A 14,550-nucleotide genomic window follows, 5' to 3' on the forward strand; every position below is an offset into this window, starting at 1 on the left:
AGGGCCCGTATCCCCATGGACGTCAAGGAGTAAGCGCTGGTGCTGCCGGACAGGATTGAACTGTCGACCTCCCCCTTACCAAGGGCAGCGCGGGGCGTGTCATATCAAAGACTTACGGGTTTGCCCACTCATTTGCCCACCTAAATGGGCCAAAAATCCGGCATGTCCCTGTGGTCACCGGATTCGACCACCCACACATAGTATTCCCGCCCCAGGAGCCGACGGGCTTCACCGTCCATGATGAAAATTCCTTCGATATCGCTCTCGCCTCTGGCCGGGCGGCTCAGCATGAAGCGGGACACGCCGACTTGGAGGGAGGTGAAGCCGACGAGCTGGCGAGGGATCGGTGATCCGAGATAGACGGGCGACCATCCACTCGGATGCCATAGCTGTTCGTCATCGTCGTCAGAACCGGTCAGGTCCATCATGACAGTCGTTCTCCCGCCTGGCGCCGGTGAAGCTCCATGAGAGCGTCGTAGAATTCCCGTCGGCCGAATTGTCGCATCCGGTCCAGTTCCGGAAGCGAGAATTGGCGGCCGAGCGGATAGTCTTTCATGAGTTCCGGCCGGTTCAATTCGAACCACTTCAGGAAGATGTTGGCTTCGACACCGATCGGAGCGCCCATCCTGTTCAGCCCGACCAGGGTGAAGAGGATGTGAAGCTCGTTGATCTCGGGATTGAACTCGGCCGAGGCATCGGGATCCCGATTGGCATGCTTGAAAAAATTGGCCTTCTCTCTCAGCTTGGCGCGCCAGAGAGGCAAACCTTCCTCCGTGATGTTGTCGCTGTCGAACAGGAGATCGCTGAGCCCCGCATTCTTGTAGAGGGTGTGGACGATTTCATGGGCCGCCGCGATCAGCGTGTGCACGGCGACCGGGTTGTCTTGCCGCGACCACAGGAAGATGGCGGCACGAACCTGATCGAGAGCTGCCTGGAGCTTGGAGACGGTTATCTTTCCGTCCGGTGTGAACACCGCTGCAGGTCGACCTGTCATGCGCTTCTCTTGAGGGGGAGTACGTTGGCCGGCAGTTCGGCCGTCGCTGAAATCTCGAAATCCCTAGCCACCATCTCGCGATGGTCGCCGCCCCGGGCTTCCCTGGCCCGCCGCTGATCGAGCTCGGTCAGCTTCTTCCGGCTCGGCCGGACATAGCGCCGCACGCTGTTCACGCTGGCCGACCCCATGGCGCCCATGAGGTTCAACAGGCCTGCCTCCGATTCATTCATTTCCGTGCCGAGCGCGTGCCGGAACTGGTGCGGCGTCGTCCCGAGGCCGAGGCTCCGGGTCAGCGGCGTGAACCACTTGTAGACCCCCGATCGCGACCGCCACGGGAACACATGGTCGCCCTCGCAGGGCGCCAGATTGGCGAACAGCGCCACGACGGTGGGCGACAAAGGCAGCCAGATCACCTTGTTCCGGCGCTTGCCGATCGTCAGGCGCACGCGACATCCTGGCAGGTCGAGGTCGCGGGCCCGCTTCAGGGCGAGTGCGTCGGAAATCCGCGAGCCGCGCAGGCGCAGGAACTCGATCAGGGCGACCTTGTAGGGCGCATTGCGGTCGACCAGGGCATGCGCCCCGGCACGATAGGTGCCGGTGCGGTCGACGTTGGCGACGAGCAGGTCGACCTGCAGGGGCGTCACCGCGACGTTCTCGTCTTCCTCTTCCTGGAAGCGCCGGATCAGCGGGTCGCCGCACCACTTGATCTCGTAGGCGTAGTGCAGCACCGCCGAGTAGGGCGTGATGACCTCCCGATTCCAGGTGTCGGGCTTGCAGCCGGGTTTGCTGGCGGCCGCGAAGGTCGCCGCCTGGTCGGTGGTCAGCTTGGCCACATCGATGGGCCCGATCTGCGGGCAGGCGATCAGCTTCTCGATCCTCTCCCATTCCACCGGCTTCGGCAGGCGGATGCGCCGGTAGGCCTTCGCCGCGGCTTCGAACGAATGGTCCGGCCTGTCGTCTACCGGCGGGGATTCGGGTTCGGGATCAGGGGCACGACGGTTGGCGTCGTCAAGAAGTCGGCGGGCAACGCGGTCAGCAGCTCGCTCAGTAGCGACGGCCGGCGGGAGCCGGCCCTCGATCGTCCGGCCATGGAGGTCCCGGCCGCGGACGTGCCAGCCGTCCCGGCCCCGGTATTCGCCGGGGTGGTAGACCTTGATCCAGCCTTGCCCTGACTTCCTTGGCACCCGATCCCCCCTCGATACAGCGCCCAGATATCGGCGCCGGTGAATTGCTGCCCCCGCCGGTTCCCGCTCGGCCGGACCTGCGGCAGCCTGGCCAGCCGCCGGCGCAGCTTCTCGTCCGACCATCCCAAGGATGCCCGGACCTCCGCCCGCGAGTAAAGCCGTGTCAGCTCCTCGCGGGAAGGGAGGCGGGTGACGGCCTCGCTCACAGCAACCTCTTCATCCCGCCGGCCGGCCCGCGCTCCGACTCCGGGATCTCGACCGGCGCAGCGTTGCGCGGCGAGGCTTCGAACTCGGCGGCGGCCGGGCTGTTGGCGAGGGCGACGATCAGCTTCGCGTCGGCCAGCGCCTGCTCGAGGCCGCGGCCGCCGACGATGGCGTTGACCGACAGGGCGGCGACCTTGTTGCCGTGCGCGTCGTTGATGCGGACGTAATAAACGTTCTCGGTCAGCGGCTGGCGCACGACCTGCAGTGTCCAGGGACGGGGCGACGCCTTCATGCGGCGCCCCATCCACGGTGCAGAACGGATGGCGGTGGTGAAACGCGGTCACTCATGCGTCGATGTTCCCGCGCTCGACAGTGAAGGTGAGGGCGACGATCCAGGGATTGCGCTCCCACGCGCCGGGGCCGTTGATGACGTCCCAGAGAGAGGCGTAGCTGCCGATGGCGCTGCGGAACCACTCAGCGGGATCCCAAACGTCACCCAGCGAATAGTCCCGATATGCCGGGCCATTGCCGAAAGCGTTGTCGACGCGGTCGATGCCCTCGGCGATGGCATCCGTCGAGCTACAGGCCTGAAGCCGCTCGACCCGCACGTCCGTCACGGTGAGCGTCAGTCTCGACGCCCAGCGCGGCATGTGGATGCCGGGCTTCGGCTTCGTCCAGTCACCGTCGCTAGGATTGCCGTCGGCCCAGTACCAGATCGGCTCGCCGGCGCTCCACTCGCCCGGCGACATGGTGGCCTGGTCGGCAGGGCCGCTGAATGTCTCGCGGACGTAGAGCCGATCGCCCTTGCGGAAGCGCACCGGCGCCTTCTGACGGCCGCCGCATTCCGGATTGTCCGACACGAAGTGCCAGACGCCATCGATCTCCTTCGCCTCCCACACGTCCGGCATGGGATCGAGCATCGTGCCGAGCTTCAGGATGCGCCGCGTCTGCCGTTTCCCGGTGCCGGGCCGCTCGACTTCGCGGATCAGGGCTTTGATCATGGACGCGCTGAAGAGGATGGGGAGGTCAGCCATTCGGGAACTCCCGCCACTCTCGGCCGTCGAGCTCCGCGCCTGCGGCCTTCTTGCCGACACGGTAGGTCGTGCAGGGGTGCTTCTTGTCGAAGTCCGCCCGGATCGCATCGCCGCGCCGGGCGCCGTCGGGCCAGGCGAGGTCGGACATGAGGTGGTGCGTGCCGTCGTTACCGATCGCGTGGCATTCCGCCTTTCGCGTCGAATCGACCGGGCCCCACTCGCCCCACTGCTTGAAGAAGAACGGCACGCCGGCCGTCTGGCACTGGTCGCGCAGCGCGCGGAACCAGTCGGGATGGGACGGGCGGGCAGAGCGGCCGCTCTCGCCGCCGGCGATGACCCAGTCGAGTTTCGGTTTGCCGGTGACGGTTTGAGAGTTGATCGACCCGGCGCCCTGGTACCAGGTCTCGCCAGCGAGAGCGTCGTGCACCGGTCCGAAATCTTCCTTGATGTAGAACAGCTTGATATCGCCCAGCATCGGCTCGATCGAGACGAAGCGCTTCGCCGCCGGCGTCGCCAGCAGGTCCGGGATGCGCTCGTCGGCGCGGATCTGGTCCTCGGCCGAGACGCCGAGCCAGACATTCGGGAGGGCCACTTCACCAGCTTGGCGCGATACAGCGCGCGATGCTCTTCCGTCGTGATTGGCAGAAGCCAGGCTCATGTGCGGCGGCCAAGGCCTCGAGGTGGTGATCTGGATGTCGGGCGCTGAAATACGCCCGCATCCGCGCTGCCCGCTTCGTCAGCACCTGGAACGTGTGCTGCGGCGCCAGCGCCATGACGGCGAAGACCTTGTCGATCCACGCGTCGGGCACGCCCTCGTGGAACAGGTCGCCATGAGCGCAGACGAAGATCCGGCGCGGCCGCTTCCACTGCAGCGGCTGGCTCAGCCACTCCGCGTTGAGGCGGGTCTTGCCGTTCCACACGGGGCCGGCCTTGCCGGGCTTGGTCAGGCCCTCCCGGCTGGGCAGGTGCCGCAGCCGCGTGCCGGCGAGCTTCATCGCGTAGCAGTTCTTGCACCCCGGCGACACGACGCTGCATCCCGTGACCGGATTCCAGGTGGCGTCCGTCCATTCTATGGTCGAGTGCTCAGCCATGTGAGCACTCGACCATGGTGGGCGGCAGGGCCTGCAGCAGACGCGCCTGTGAAGGCGCGGGAGCGAAGGCCCGGGAGCCCACACGGTGCAGAACGGATGGCGGTGGTGCGGTGCGCACGTCAGAACGCCTTGCCGCCCGCGGCCTTACGGGCCTCGATCTTGTGATCGGCCCGCGTCGCGTTGAACGCCATCTTCTCGACGAGAGCGCCGGCCAGGTCGAGGTTGAGTGCGCCGGCGAGATCGAAGATGCGAATCATCGCATCGGCCAGTTCCACCTCGAGGCCCTTGCGGTGAGGCAACTTGTCGTCGTTGAGGTTCTTCCGATGGGCTTCAAGGCCCTCGGAGATCTCGCTGTGGATCAGGCAGAGCAGCTCGCCGACATTACGATCCTTGCGCTCGCCCGTGGTGAGATCGGTCCACCATCCAGCTTCGACCTGCGCGCCGTGACACCATGCGGTGGCCGCCTTGATGCCGTTGCGCGTGAACACTTCGAGTTCTGACGGGTTATTGTTGAAGTCCATCTATCGTCCCTCCTGAAGTCCCTGATCCGCCGCCGCGACGGCCCCGTCCCCGACCGACCACGTATCCGCCTGGCCGCGCGTGGCGATCCGCTCGATGCCCGTGGTCGCCACGTCGGCCGGGCGCCAGATGCAGCCGCAGCCGCCGCAGCGATGGCTGCGGTGCGGCGGGTTGGTCCAGTCGTTCTCCGGTTCCGGCCTGTCGACGTGCTGCCGCCCGCAGGCGGGGCAGAACAGCAGCATTGGCAACGGCTCCCGCGCCTCGGCGATCGTCTGCCAGTGGCGTTTTTCGAGGAGCACGCTGGTGTGAACGCGCTCGTCGATCATCGATCGCGCGGTGCGGGAGCCGTTGTCCGACATGGTCGTTACCGCGCCGCCGGCGCGACGCCGCGCAGGGGCGTCAAATCGGTCTTCTCGCCGACCTCCTTCAGCGCCTGCTCGAACACATGCTCGAACACGCGCTCCGGCTGGTGCATCTGCACCATCCAGAGGATCTTGCCGCCCGAGGCGCGATAGCGCAGGTGCACGGCGATCAGGATGGGCTCGCTGTGGGCGATCACCGGGATGGCGATCAGGAAGGCATTGTGCGGCTTGACCCGGTCGACTCCCTCGCCGTTGGTCTCGGCGAACTCGACCAGGTGCTCGCCGGTGTCGCGGTCGACCTTCACGGCGGCGCGGGCATCGACGTGGATCTCGATGCCCCGCGTCAGTTTCACGATCTCCTGCGGGGTGGCCAACCGCTTGCCGAGCATCATCACCAGCTTGCGGATCTCGGGATCCTCGCTGTTGAACCGCTCCGTCCCGTCGCCGTCGATCGAGTAGGGCGGCGGCATCACGTCGGCGATGCGCTCCTCGAAGAAGGCGGCGAACTCGGCCGCACCCATCGGCTCGGTGCCGGCCTCGAGCCAGGCCTTCCATTCGCGCGACAGCGGGAAGGCGTATTCACTGCGGTGACGGCCGAAGCGCGCCTTCTTATCCGGCGCCTCCGCACCGGCCTCGTCGTGGTCGATGACGGCCACCAGCTTCGGCGCGGTCATGTCGTCCTGGGCGAACACGACGGAATGCTCGTCCTTGTGGCGGTTGGTCCATGCGATGAAGGAGGCGAGGTCGGTGAGCTGGGTGGTGCCGGCGCGCAGCTCGGGACGCTGGCGATAGGTGTCGAGCATCGACTTCAGGTTCTGCAGGGACAGGCCCTTCGGGACGGCAACGATCTTGCCGTCGATGACGGCGCGGGGCGTGGCGGTGTCCTGGAGTTTGTCGACGAAGGCGGAGAGATCCATGAGACGGTCTTTCGTTGGGAGAGAGGGAGGGGGTACGCGGTGACGACTAGTCGACGATCGGCTGGCCGGTATCGACGACCTGGCCGCGGATCGGCTTCACCACTTCGGTGAAGGGGAACTTCTGCTGGCGCGGATTCTCCTGCACCAGGCCGTTGCCGGCGGTGGCCCACATGATGTCGGTGCCGGCCGGCGCCTTCGGCTTCTTGATCTCGTGGTTGATCGTGACCTCGTAGACGCCCTTCGCGCGCTTGAGGTCGATGGTGATCTTGAGCTGGCCCTTCGAGGTGCGGATGCTGTGATCCTGCTCGAGCTGCTCCATGGCGGCGACGATGTCCTGCAGCGCGTCGCGCAGGGACTCGGAGGTCTCGCCGTTGTTGTGGCGGCCGATGAACTGCAGGAAGGTCGGCCGCTCGCGCGCGGCGATGCTGGTGTCGGACAAGGGTTGCTCCTGATGGATGAGGGACACGGGGACTCCTGGGGTGAAGCGGTGGTGGGCGCACGCGATGCGTGAGCGGGCGGGTGGGCCTATGCGTCCGCCTGCGCCTGTGAAGGCGCAATCTCGGCGCGCAGCCTGTCGAGCACCGCGTGCGGGAACATCGCCTGCATGACGGTGAGGATGAGGCGGCGCAGGCGCGGATTGCGGGTGCCGTCCCAGATCGTGTTGAGCCGCACGGCGCCGGCCACGGGATCGAGCGCCTGGCCTTCGAACAGGTGGCGCAGGTGCCAGACCTCCTCGGTCGCCTGCTGCAGGTCGAGGACACGGGGATAGAAGCTCATGCGCTCACCTTTCGGTCGGGGAACATCTGGCCGCTGGCCTGGGCGAGCGGGTCGGGGCCGCTGCCGCGCCACGGCAGCCGGTTGAATTCCTCGGTGTCGAACTCGCGACGCCCGTCCTCGGTGCGCAGCAGGAACCGGTGCGCTGCGCGATAGGTGCCGTCCGGCCGCTGGACCGTGATCTTGTCCCGGGTGGTGCGGTTGACGAGGGTCACGGCCAGTTCCCTGGCGTGCGGGCCGCTGCGGAGAGGGAGGAGGAGGGCTCTCATGTCGAACCGTCCGACGGGTCGGCAGGGGCGGCGCCGCTTTCAGGCGGTGGTGAAGCCACACCCTTCGGCGCATCCGGCATCTCGATCCGCGTCCAGTGCGTGTGATAGCCCGGCCAACCGCCGACCATGATCTGCATCACGTTGTCGGCGCCGAACGTGGCGGCGGTGATCTCCACGGTGTGACCGAGGTGGAGCGGCGACCCGACATAGGGCGGCTCGTCGATCGGGAACTTCCACCACAGGACGGGCCCGTCCTCTTCGGACCATTCGCTGAGCGGCCGCGCGAGGCGCTTCAGCTGGCCGGCTTCGACCAGGCGCTGCGTCTGGTCGCGCAGCTCGCAGACCATCTCGGCCAGCGATTCCTTCGTCTCGCCTTCCAGCAAGGCGGTGTAGAGCGCGCTCACAGCTGACCCCCGGTGAGCTGCACGAAATACGCCTCCGGCAGGGTCGGCGGCGTGGGCTTCGATCCCGGCGTCGGCGCGCTCGGCCGGCCGACGAAGAACGCCAGGTCGGCGTCCTTCTCGAAGCGGGCGACGACCTTGCCGCGCTCGGTCTCGACGACGTGCGGCAGCTCGTGCGTGGGATCGAAGCGCAGGAAGAACTGGCCCATCGTGGCGTGCAGGGCGATGCGGCGCGGCTCGGCGTCGGCGGCGACGGGCACGCTGCTCAACCTTTGGGCGCCCGCGCGCTCGCTGTGCTGTGCGCTCATCAGGCCACCATCTTCGCGACGGCGGAGACGCGCAGCGCTTCGCGGAACAGGTCGGCGATCTCGGCCTCGGAGAAGCCGCCGCCGATGAGATCGTCGCGGGTGACCTGGCCGGCGGCGGCGTAGGTCTCGCTGATCAGCTTGGCCATCCGCGCGCGGGTGCGGGTGCGCGGCTCGGGCTTCGGCAGGGTCATGAAGGGCTGCAGCGCGCTGGCGATGCCGGGCGTGACCAGCACGGCCTGGTGGCCGAGGCCGGCGATGAAGGCCTGCAACTTGGCCGGCCGGTCGCGCAGCCGTTCGGCGTGGCTGCGAATGCGAGCGGCGAAGACGTCGTCCCGCTCCGAGGGGCGGGACGGGGTGTCGGGGGTGACGTTGCTGTCGTTGCCGATGAGTTCGTCGAGCATGGCGGCTCCGAGGTTTGCCGCCCGTCGCACGGGGGATCATGCGACGGGCGGCGCCTAGAACCGGGAGGCGGTATCCGGCCAAGGCCCGATCTCCCGGCGTCCCCTCACTACGAGCGGACGACGCGACTATGACGAAACGTCACGACACGGTCAATACAAAATGTCACGCATGGGATCGCGCGCCGGTCCGTGCCTGTCCCAATTTTCAAGAAGTGGGTTCGTTAACGACGCTGTGCTGCGCGCCATTCCCATGCTGGGAGGCACTTGTAGCGATGGACTCCCAAGTCCTGAAGCTTAGCGAGTGCTTCATCGTCTACGTAGTCGCGGCTGTATCGAGTAAAGGAATGCGCCATGCCGAGCCGCACCATCGCTTTGCCAAGATCGCGGCCGTCCACCGAGCAAATTGCAACGATGCGGCCGTAGCGGTCGGTCGTCTTCGCCAAGCAAGATACGGTGCCGCTGTCGACGAGCGTCTGCAGGGTGCGCGTCGCTGCCTTTCCTGCAGAAAACTCGCCGCAGGTTTGCTTGCCTTCGGGCGCGTCGATGCCCCACAGGCGGTAAGTTGTGCCGTTCACCTTCAGGGTGTCGCCATCAGAGACGATGGTCTGGGCTGACGCCGATTGGATCACGAAGAAAAAGAGGAGGAGGGCAGCGCCCCTCATCATCAAGAGCGTCGCTGATCCAGCGCTCTCTCGGTTTCGTCGATTTTGTTCCAGTGCATGGGGGCGCTTGCGACCGAATAACTCTCGATCGGCTGGATCTCGCCACAGTGCTTGCACTTCCTAGCCTCGCTCAATATCCATTCAGCGCATGCCGCGCATTTCTTTTGTCCTGTATGCGGGTCAGGTTTGCCTGCGCTGCAGTGCGGGCAAGTGATTGAATCGACTCTTCGAGGTCGGTTGCACGAATGGCAGAGGATGAAGTCACCACCAGATCGTGCAGGGGTGCTTGACGTTGCGGGTAAGGCAACAGCCAGCAGCAGGCCGATGAGGGGGCTTAGTAGAAGGGAAACAAAGAAGAAGCCGATGCCGCTGCGGCCTCTCTGACTGGCAACCCAACCGACAAGCGCGGACAGTGGGATCCAAAGAAACAGCAACTCGATCACGGCTTTTTCTCCTAAAACCGCGTGAAGCCAAGGATGACGCGGCCGTTGATGTGCGCCTCGTCGACCGTGCGCTCATAGGTGTCGTATTTCGGGTTGTCGCTTTTGATGCGCAGTGTCGGTGGATTGCTGCCGGGTATCAGTTCGATGCGCTTGATGACAAGGCCCATGCCGTCCCAGACATAGAAGATGCCAGGGGGCGTGGGTGTTCGGTCCTGGATGTGCACCATGACCTTCTGGCCGGGATACAGCGTGGGGAACATGGAATCACCGCGGACCTCGGCGATGATCACCTCTCCGGCATTGGCGCCGAAGGCCTGACGGAAGCCTGAGGCAGGGAAACTGTACTGGCCCGTCATGGCGTGCGACGCGCCTTCCTGTGTGATCAGGAATTGGCCGTCGGCACCTTGGCCGGCGAGAGCATGCACTTCGAGCTCCGGCACCGTTACTGAACTGGTGTCATCAAAACTTAGCTGCCTGGACTTGAGCGGTCGGTCCTCAGGCTCCACACCCTTCGGCGGCGTCCCGCTCCCGTCTAGGAGCCATTCGAGCGAAGCGCCCGTTTTCTTTCCGGCCTTCCAGTAGAGAAGCCCCGCGGCCTTGGGGATGGAATCGCGCGCGACGTGCTGGCGCATCGATGTCTCGGAGACGCCGGCGTGGCGCGCGAACTCCGAAAGAGACTCATAGCCTGCGGCTTCCTGGAGGGCGCGAAGGCGATCTGCTGGTCCGTGCATGTCACAAAGTGTAACGGATTGTGTGTGACAAAAGGTGTTGACGATACCTATGACAAAAAGTAACGTCGGCACCTATGCAGAGCTGTTCCGAACTCATCGACCGTTTCGGTGGCGCGGCGAAGATGTCGCCCGAAATCGACGTGCCGGCGAACACGATCCGGCAATGGGCCGCGCGCGAAAGCATTCCATCGTGGAGCTGGGCGGCCATTGTTGAGGCTGGTCGGAAGCATTCGATCGAGGGTGTGACCCTCGAAGCGTTGGCGGAGATGGCGGCGCGATCTCGACCGATGAAAGCGAGCGCGGCATGAACAGGAGCGCGTACCTTCTGGCTGCCGCGGTTGCCGTGGTCGGCGCGGGTGCCGGCACGGTCATCGTGCCGTCTCGTCGCATCGCCGATGCATTGCCGCCCGGTTCGCAGGAGAAGCTCGACGCCCGGCGCCGCGAGGCCGAGCGTTGGCGCGAGGAAGAGCGGCGTCGCGAACGGGCGCGGGTGAACCTTCTCCCGCACGGCAGCGCGCGGGAGGCTCGTCGCCGTCGACGGCAGATCGAGCGCGGCCAGTTGAAGGCCGAGAACGGGTTGGCGCGATGAATGCCGCCGTCCTCATCGAAGCCGGTCGCCCGCGCCGGAGTTGGGAAGGCTCCGGCGCGAGCAGCACCCAGAGGGCGGTGCCCTCCGGGTCCGGCGTGCACGCAACGCAACGCGACAACAAGCTCAACAAGTCCATGGGTCGGGACGCTACGCGGTCGCCCGTTGCCGGTCTTGTCCGACGTGCGGCGCGGTGGCGGACAGCAGGCGGGGTGTCGTCATGATGAAGCCGCGCGCGCTGGGCTCGCTCGAGGATGCGGTGTCGCTGGCGATCGGCCTGCTGACCTCCGACGGCATCTCGAAGGCGCTGGGTGTCAGCTCGTCGATGGTGGTGAAGTGGTCGGATCCCGACAACCAGGCCAACCGCATCGGCCTGCACCAGGCGATCGCCCTCGAGGCGCTGCTGATCCAGTCCGGCCACGCGCCGCTGTTCGGCGAGCTGTTCACGCGGATGCTGCCGTCGCCGCCGGCCCCGGTCGAGGAGGCGCCCGATCCCCTGCGCGAGGCGATGCGCGCCACCAAGGCGGCGGCCGACCTGATGGAGCGGGTCGACCGGTCGATGATCGACGGCATCGTCGACCGCCACGAGCTCGGCAAGATCGAACAGGCGACGCACGCGCTGCAGCGCCAGCTCGCGCGCCTGCGCCGGGTCGTGCGCAAGGCGATGGAAACGCCGTCGCGAGGGCGCGGCGCATGACGATCACGAGATGCACAGAGGGGCGCGAGCCGCACGAGCCATGGGTAGCCGGACACGGTCTGCAAGCCGTCCGGCGTTTCGAAGCCCCGCTTGCAGGTGTGAGCCCCACCATGACGAGACATGACCCTGGCCGGGATACCGGGGGCGCAAGCCCTCGGCGTGCTCGCCGTCGCGCAAGCGATGTGCCGGTCGGGGTCGTGGTCTCGTCGCTGCGGACGGCGACAGCGGGCGGCAGGGCCTGCAGCAAACGCGCCTGTGAAGGCGCGGCAGCGAAGGCCCGGTAGCCCGCACGGTTGCCGGGAAGACACGAACCACAAGAGCGGGGGCTCTTCATGTCTGGACTGGATGACGTCGGCGTCGAGCGGCGCCGGCAGGTTGCCGACGAAGGTTTCAGCGCGACGCGCGACGATGGCTACACCAACGGCCAGCTCGCGCGGGCCGCGGCGGCCTATGCCGGATTCGCCGGCCTGTCCGACGAGCGGCGGGCCAGCTATCCAGGCGCGCCATCGCCCTGGCCGTGGGCGCTCGAATGGTGGAAACCCAAGGACCGGCGCGCCGATCTCGTGCGGGCCGGGGCATTGATCGTCGCCGACATCGACCGGCTCGATCGGGTGGCAGCCTTCGCGAAGACCCGGCCACGCCTCGTCATTCTCGAAAGTCCGTATGCCGGCGAGGTGGCGGCGAACACCCTCTATGCCCGCCGTTGCCTGCGCGATTCGCTCACGCGCGGCGAGGCGCCGATCGCGTCGCATCTGCTCTACACACAGCACGGGGTGCTGAACGATGGCGACCCGGCGGAGCGTCGGCTCGGCATCGAGGCCGGTCTGGCCTGGCGCTACGTCGCCGAGGCAAGCGTCGTCTATGTCGACCGCGGCATCTCGGCGGGCATGAATCAGGGCATCGCGGCGGCTACGGCGGCCGGCCTGCCGGTCGAGTTCCGCGAGATCGGAGCGGCGGACCCGTTGGTTGCGGAGCGATTGGCGAGGATCTCGTGAGCATCGCCGCCAGTCGCCGAGGAATGTCCTACGCGGTGAAGAGCCGTGAAGTCGCGGGCGGTGAGTTCCGCCCGTTCGCCGTGGCCAATTGCGCGCGCTGCAATGTCGAGCATGCCGTCCGACTGAACAAGACCAGCAACAATCCGGAGTGGGTCCAGAAGCGCTTCATTGAAGCGGGCTGGCTCTTCGATTCGTGGAACGCGCGTCGCTGCCTCTGTGCGGATTGCCAGACGCAGGCGGCCGAGCAGCGGCGCGGCGAAAAGCCGAACAAGGGAGATGTGGTGGTGCCGATGACCAAGCCGACAGAACCGCGACCGGTGCTCAGCCTGGCGGCGCCGCCCAGCAAGACGCAGCTCAGCGTGAAGGAACGCGAGATGCTGCGCGACTTCCTGTCGGGGATCTTCGATGCCGACAAGGGCTTTTATCTCGACGCGTATTCGGATGCACGGGTGGCCGATGAGAAGGACCTCCCGGAAAGGCTGGTCAGCGAGTTCCGCGAGATCGCCTTCGGGCCGCTGCGCGAGGTGCCGGAGCTGGAAGCGCTGAAGGTCACGTTGGCCGATCTCGAGGAGGCGGCGAAGACGCTCGAGGCGGCGCTGGCCGACCACAAAGGCGGCATCGCCGACCTCAAGGGCCGGATCGATCAGACGATCCGGCGGCTGGGGGTGAAGTGATGCTCGGTGCCGCCCAGCCCAGCGCCGGCACCAGCGCTGGCGTTTCACGGGAAACAGCCAGCCCGACGCGCACCTTCGGGTTGCGGCATTCGATCGAGGCGGCGGCGACGGCCAAGGGGGCGAAGACGCGCACCGCCCTGATCGACGCCACGCTGGCCTTGATCGAGGAAGGCAACCTGCGCCCCTCGGCGAAGGAGGTGGCCCGCCGTGCCAAGCGCTGGCCGCAGCATGTCCAGACGCACTTCGACTGCCTTCATATGCTGCATCGCGCCACAGTGCGGGCGCGTCTGCCGCAGCTCATCGCGGCCCTGAAGCTGCCGCCCGGACTGACGGGGGAGGAGTGCGAGCGGCTCGTCTGGCTGATCGTCGCGGGCGTGGAGAAGCCGAAGTGAGTGCCGCCCGCTTCGACGGCCAGCCCGTCTTCCGGCCCGGCGTCGGCAGGCCCAAGGGCTTCGACCAGCAGGTGCAGGACATCGCCTCGGCGGCCCATCTGCGCGGCATCGTGCTGATGAAGGGCGAGACGGTGGTCGGCAGCGTCGAGGCCGGCGAGCTGTGCCGGGCCCTGCGCGCCGCGCACGAGAACACGCGCGGGCAGGAGGGGCGTCACAACCATGTGTGCACCCTCGCCAACGGCATTGCCGCCCGCCTCGGCGTCAAAGGCGCCGTCCAGGTCTCGCGCTTCGCGTGGAACCTCATTCGAGGATACGCCGCGGCGCGCAAGGTGAAGGGCGGTGCCGAGTGAACAGTCTCGTCTTCGTCCTCACGCTGTTCGTGGTCGAGCCAGCCGCGGCCCACGAGATCGGCCGCTACGACACCGCCACCGAGTGCGACCACATCGCCAAGAGCGTGAAGGTCCATCACCGCGGGGCGCGGCTCAAATGCATCCCGCATCGGCCGCCGTCGCCGCAGAGTGTCGAGACTGTGGCGGTGCTGCCATGAGCGAGTCCTCCAAGTCAGTCGTTGTCGTCGCGAAGATATTCCAAGGCGATGCCGAGAACTGCATGCATTGCCGGGTACAGGGTTGGCTGACGCGCGGCATCGTCGAGGAGCTGGGCGGCGAGGTCGATGTCGAGTCGTATCTCGGTGCGCTCCTCTCTTGCGCCGCCGACATCATCGCGCGGGCCCCGACGCGGGCGATGCGCAAGGCCACCCTGCGGCAGGCGATCGACCTGCTGCGCGAGGAGTCCAAGCCCGACGACTCACCGCGGGAGCATCTCCATTGACCGCCCGCGACGGCCACTGGTGGGCGACCGCCACCATCCTGCTGGGCTGCGCCACGATCGCGGCGGCGTGGCTGCTCGAGG

General features: G+C 66.8%; 28 protein-coding genes. 9 read left to right on the forward strand and 19 right to left on the reverse strand.

The window, feature by feature from the left end; all coding sequences use genetic code 11:
• Window positions 1–140 precede the first annotated feature (140 nt).
• From AC1ROX_RS29080 to AC1ROX_RS29170, 19 genes are all read right to left on the reverse strand, one after another.
• Window positions 141–428 (reverse strand): hypothetical protein, encoded by a 288-nt coding sequence (locus AC1ROX_RS29080; protein WP_493131955.1) that lies wholly within the window; start codon window positions 426–428, stop codon window positions 141–143.
• Window positions 425–973: a hypothetical protein gene (locus tag AC1ROX_RS29085; RefSeq protein ID WP_493131956.1), complete on the reverse strand. Its 549-nt coding sequence runs from the start codon at window positions 971–973 to the stop codon at window positions 425–427. The genes AC1ROX_RS29080 and AC1ROX_RS29085 overlap by 4 nt, the downstream gene beginning before the upstream one ends.
• Window positions 974–990: 17 nt before the next feature.
• Entirely contained in the window at window positions 991–2,178 is a 1,188-nt protein-coding gene (locus AC1ROX_RS29090) for a tyrosine-type recombinase/integrase (protein ID WP_493131957.1), read from the reverse strand.
• Between the two features lie 202 nt (window positions 2,179–2,380).
• Window positions 2,381–2,674 carry a hypothetical protein gene (locus AC1ROX_RS29095; protein ID WP_493131958.1) on the reverse strand — a complete coding sequence of 98 codons (294 nt, stop codon included), beginning with the start codon at window positions 2,672–2,674 and terminating at the stop codon, window positions 2,381–2,383.
• Between the two features lie 52 nt (window positions 2,675–2,726).
• Window positions 2,727–3,416 carry a hypothetical protein gene (locus tag AC1ROX_RS29100; RefSeq protein ID WP_493131959.1) on the reverse strand — a complete coding sequence of 230 codons (690 nt, stop codon included), beginning with the start codon at window positions 3,414–3,416 and terminating at the stop codon, window positions 2,727–2,729.
• The gene (locus AC1ROX_RS29105; protein WP_493131961.1) at window positions 3,409–4,008 is read right to left on the reverse strand and encodes a DUF5131 family protein; all 600 of its coding nucleotides are present in this window, start codon (window positions 4,006–4,008) and stop codon (window positions 3,409–3,411) included. The genes AC1ROX_RS29100 and AC1ROX_RS29105 overlap by 8 nt, the downstream gene beginning before the upstream one ends.
• Window position 4,009: 1 nt before the next feature.
• Window positions 4,010–4,507, reverse strand: a complete 498-nt coding sequence (locus tag AC1ROX_RS29110; protein ID WP_493131963.1) for a DUF5131 family protein — start codon at window positions 4,505–4,507, stop codon at window positions 4,010–4,012.
• Between the two features lie 119 nt (window positions 4,508–4,626).
• The gene (locus AC1ROX_RS29115; protein WP_493131965.1) at window positions 4,627–5,028 is read right to left on the reverse strand and encodes a hypothetical protein; all 402 of its coding nucleotides are present in this window, start codon (window positions 5,026–5,028) and stop codon (window positions 4,627–4,629) included.
• Window positions 5,029–5,385, reverse strand: a complete 357-nt coding sequence (locus AC1ROX_RS29120; RefSeq protein WP_493131967.1) for a hypothetical protein — start codon at window positions 5,383–5,385, stop codon at window positions 5,029–5,031.
• A 5-nt stretch (window positions 5,386–5,390) separates the two neighbouring features.
• A complete protein-coding gene (locus tag AC1ROX_RS29125) occupies window positions 5,391–6,305 on the reverse strand; it encodes a DUF2303 family protein (protein ID WP_493131969.1) in 915 nt (304 codons plus the stop codon).
• A 46-nt stretch (window positions 6,306–6,351) separates the two neighbouring features.
• The gene (locus tag AC1ROX_RS29130) at window positions 6,352–6,744 is read right to left on the reverse strand and encodes a YfdP family phage-associated protein (protein WP_493131971.1); all 393 of its coding nucleotides are present in this window, start codon (window positions 6,742–6,744) and stop codon (window positions 6,352–6,354) included.
• 86 nt (window positions 6,745–6,830) lie between these two features.
• The gene (locus tag AC1ROX_RS29135; RefSeq protein WP_493131973.1) at window positions 6,831–7,082 is read right to left on the reverse strand and encodes a hypothetical protein; all 252 of its coding nucleotides are present in this window, start codon (window positions 7,080–7,082) and stop codon (window positions 6,831–6,833) included.
• Window positions 7,079–7,294: a hypothetical protein gene (locus tag AC1ROX_RS29140; protein ID WP_493131975.1), complete on the reverse strand. Its 216-nt coding sequence runs from the start codon at window positions 7,292–7,294 to the stop codon at window positions 7,079–7,081. Before AC1ROX_RS29140 ends, AC1ROX_RS29135 begins: the two co-directional genes overlap by 4 nt.
• A gap of 50 nt (window positions 7,295–7,344) precedes the next feature.
• Window positions 7,345–7,752, reverse strand: a complete 408-nt coding sequence (locus AC1ROX_RS29145) for a hypothetical protein (RefSeq protein ID WP_493131977.1) — start codon at window positions 7,750–7,752, stop codon at window positions 7,345–7,347.
• Window positions 7,749–8,057 (reverse strand): hypothetical protein, encoded by a 309-nt coding sequence (locus AC1ROX_RS29150; protein ID WP_493131978.1) that lies wholly within the window; start codon window positions 8,055–8,057, stop codon window positions 7,749–7,751. The genes AC1ROX_RS29145 and AC1ROX_RS29150 overlap by 4 nt, the downstream gene beginning before the upstream one ends.
• Window positions 8,057–8,458 (reverse strand): hypothetical protein, encoded by a 402-nt coding sequence (locus tag AC1ROX_RS29155; protein ID WP_493131980.1) that lies wholly within the window; start codon window positions 8,456–8,458, stop codon window positions 8,057–8,059. Before AC1ROX_RS29155 ends, AC1ROX_RS29150 begins: the two co-directional genes overlap by 1 nt.
• 221 nt (window positions 8,459–8,679) lie before the next feature.
• Complete coding sequence (locus AC1ROX_RS29160; protein ID WP_493131982.1) at window positions 8,680–9,123, reverse strand: thermonuclease family protein; 444 nt, start codon at window positions 9,121–9,123, stop codon at window positions 8,680–8,682.
• Window positions 9,123–9,563: a hypothetical protein gene (locus tag AC1ROX_RS29165; protein ID WP_493131984.1), complete on the reverse strand. Its 441-nt coding sequence runs from the start codon at window positions 9,561–9,563 to the stop codon at window positions 9,123–9,125. The genes AC1ROX_RS29160 and AC1ROX_RS29165 overlap by 1 nt, the downstream gene beginning before the upstream one ends.
• 11 nt (window positions 9,564–9,574) lie before the next feature.
• Window positions 9,575–10,294, reverse strand: coding sequence for a LexA family transcriptional regulator (locus AC1ROX_RS29170; protein ID WP_493132031.1), 720 nt, complete (start codon window positions 10,292–10,294; stop codon window positions 9,575–9,577).
• Between the two features lie 74 nt (window positions 10,295–10,368).
• Here AC1ROX_RS29170 and AC1ROX_RS29175 point away from each other — a divergent pair, with 74 nt between their 5' ends.
• The 9 genes from AC1ROX_RS29175 (at window position 10,369) to AC1ROX_RS29215 (ending at window position 14,469) form a co-directional block, all read left to right on the forward strand.
• Window positions 10,369–10,602 (forward strand): carph-isopro domain-containing protein, encoded by a 234-nt coding sequence (locus AC1ROX_RS29175; RefSeq protein WP_493131986.1) that lies wholly within the window; start codon window positions 10,369–10,371, stop codon window positions 10,600–10,602.
• Window positions 10,599–10,883, forward strand: coding sequence for a hypothetical protein (locus tag AC1ROX_RS29180; RefSeq protein WP_493131988.1), 285 nt, complete (start codon window positions 10,599–10,601; stop codon window positions 10,881–10,883). The genes AC1ROX_RS29175 and AC1ROX_RS29180 overlap by 4 nt, the downstream gene beginning before the upstream one ends.
• 217 nt (window positions 10,884–11,100) lie before the next feature.
• Complete coding sequence (locus AC1ROX_RS29185) at window positions 11,101–11,577, forward strand: phage regulatory CII family protein (RefSeq protein ID WP_493131990.1); 477 nt, start codon at window positions 11,101–11,103, stop codon at window positions 11,575–11,577.
• Between the two features lie 332 nt (window positions 11,578–11,909).
• Complete coding sequence (locus tag AC1ROX_RS29190; RefSeq protein ID WP_493131992.1) at window positions 11,910–12,572, forward strand: DUF7768 domain-containing protein; 663 nt, start codon at window positions 11,910–11,912, stop codon at window positions 12,570–12,572.
• A 35-nt stretch (window positions 12,573–12,607) separates the two neighbouring features.
• Window positions 12,608–13,246 (forward strand): hypothetical protein, encoded by a 639-nt coding sequence (locus AC1ROX_RS29195; RefSeq protein WP_493131994.1) that lies wholly within the window; start codon window positions 12,608–12,610, stop codon window positions 13,244–13,246.
• Window positions 13,243–13,638 carry a hypothetical protein gene (locus AC1ROX_RS29200; protein WP_493131995.1) on the forward strand — a complete coding sequence of 132 codons (396 nt, stop codon included), beginning with the start codon at window positions 13,243–13,245 and terminating at the stop codon, window positions 13,636–13,638. Before AC1ROX_RS29195 ends, AC1ROX_RS29200 begins: the two co-directional genes overlap by 4 nt.
• Window positions 13,635–13,988, forward strand: coding sequence for a hypothetical protein (locus tag AC1ROX_RS29205; protein WP_493131997.1), 354 nt, complete (start codon window positions 13,635–13,637; stop codon window positions 13,986–13,988). Before AC1ROX_RS29200 ends, AC1ROX_RS29205 begins: the two co-directional genes overlap by 4 nt.
• The gene (locus AC1ROX_RS29210) at window positions 13,985–14,185 is read left to right on the forward strand and encodes a hypothetical protein (protein WP_493131999.1); all 201 of its coding nucleotides are present in this window, start codon (window positions 13,985–13,987) and stop codon (window positions 14,183–14,185) included. The genes AC1ROX_RS29205 and AC1ROX_RS29210 overlap by 4 nt, the downstream gene beginning before the upstream one ends.
• The gene (locus AC1ROX_RS29215) at window positions 14,182–14,469 is read left to right on the forward strand and encodes a hypothetical protein (protein ID WP_493132001.1); all 288 of its coding nucleotides are present in this window, start codon (window positions 14,182–14,184) and stop codon (window positions 14,467–14,469) included. Before AC1ROX_RS29210 ends, AC1ROX_RS29215 begins: the two co-directional genes overlap by 4 nt.
• Window positions 14,470–14,550 lie beyond the last annotated feature (81 nt).

The sequence above is a fragment of the Reyranella sp. GW821-FHT14A01 genome, assembly GCF_058803965.1.

Bases quoted from the DNA above. Each gene is read 5' to 3' on its own strand.
- AC1ROX_RS29150 (WP_493131978.1), bottom strand. From the start codon at position 8,057: ATGAGCGCACAGCACAGCGAGCGCGCGGGCGCCCAAAGGTTGAGCAGC.
- AC1ROX_RS29190 (WP_493131992.1), top strand. From the start codon at position 11,910: ATGTCTGGACTGGATGACGTCGGCGTCGAGCGGCGCCGGCAGGTTGCC.
- AC1ROX_RS29170 (WP_493132031.1), bottom strand. From the start codon at position 10,294: ATGCACGGACCAGCAGATCGCCTTCGCGCCCTCCAGGAAGCCGCAGGC.
- AC1ROX_RS29175 (WP_493131986.1), top strand. From the start codon at position 10,369: ATGCAGAGCTGTTCCGAACTCATCGACCGTTTCGGTGGCGCGGCGAAG.
- AC1ROX_RS29120 (WP_493131967.1), bottom strand. From the start codon at position 5,385: ATGTCGGACAACGGCTCCCGCACCGCGCGATCGATGATCGACGAGCGC.
- AC1ROX_RS29135 (WP_493131973.1), bottom strand. From the start codon at position 7,082: ATGAGCTTCTATCCCCGTGTCCTCGACCTGCAGCAGGCGACCGAGGAG.
- AC1ROX_RS29095 (WP_493131958.1), bottom strand. From the start codon at position 2,674: ATGAAGGCGTCGCCCCGTCCCTGGACACTGCAGGTCGTGCGCCAGCCG.
- AC1ROX_RS29155 (WP_493131980.1), bottom strand. From the start codon at position 8,458: ATGCTCGACGAACTCATCGGCAACGACAGCAACGTCACCCCCGACACC.
- AC1ROX_RS29185 (WP_493131990.1), top strand. From the start codon at position 11,101: ATGATGAAGCCGCGCGCGCTGGGCTCGCTCGAGGATGCGGTGTCGCTG.
- AC1ROX_RS29115 (WP_493131965.1), bottom strand. From the start codon at position 5,028: ATGGACTTCAACAATAACCCGTCAGAACTCGAAGTGTTCACGCGCAAC.
- AC1ROX_RS29160 (WP_493131982.1), bottom strand. From the start codon at position 9,123: ATGATGAGGGGCGCTGCCCTCCTCCTCTTTTTCTTCGTGATCCAATCG.
- AC1ROX_RS29110 (WP_493131963.1), bottom strand. From the start codon at position 4,507: ATGGCTGAGCACTCGACCATAGAATGGACGGACGCCACCTGGAATCCG.
- AC1ROX_RS29215 (WP_493132001.1), top strand. From the start codon at position 14,182: ATGAGCGAGTCCTCCAAGTCAGTCGTTGTCGTCGCGAAGATATTCCAA.
- AC1ROX_RS29100 (WP_493131959.1), bottom strand. From the start codon at position 3,416: ATGGCTGACCTCCCCATCCTCTTCAGCGCGTCCATGATCAAAGCCCTG.
- AC1ROX_RS29080 (WP_493131955.1), bottom strand. From the start codon at position 428: ATGATGGACCTGACCGGTTCTGACGACGATGACGAACAGCTATGGCAT.
- AC1ROX_RS29180 (WP_493131988.1), top strand. From the start codon at position 10,599: ATGAACAGGAGCGCGTACCTTCTGGCTGCCGCGGTTGCCGTGGTCGGC.
- AC1ROX_RS29125 (WP_493131969.1), bottom strand. From the start codon at position 6,305: ATGGATCTCTCCGCCTTCGTCGACAAACTCCAGGACACCGCCACGCCC.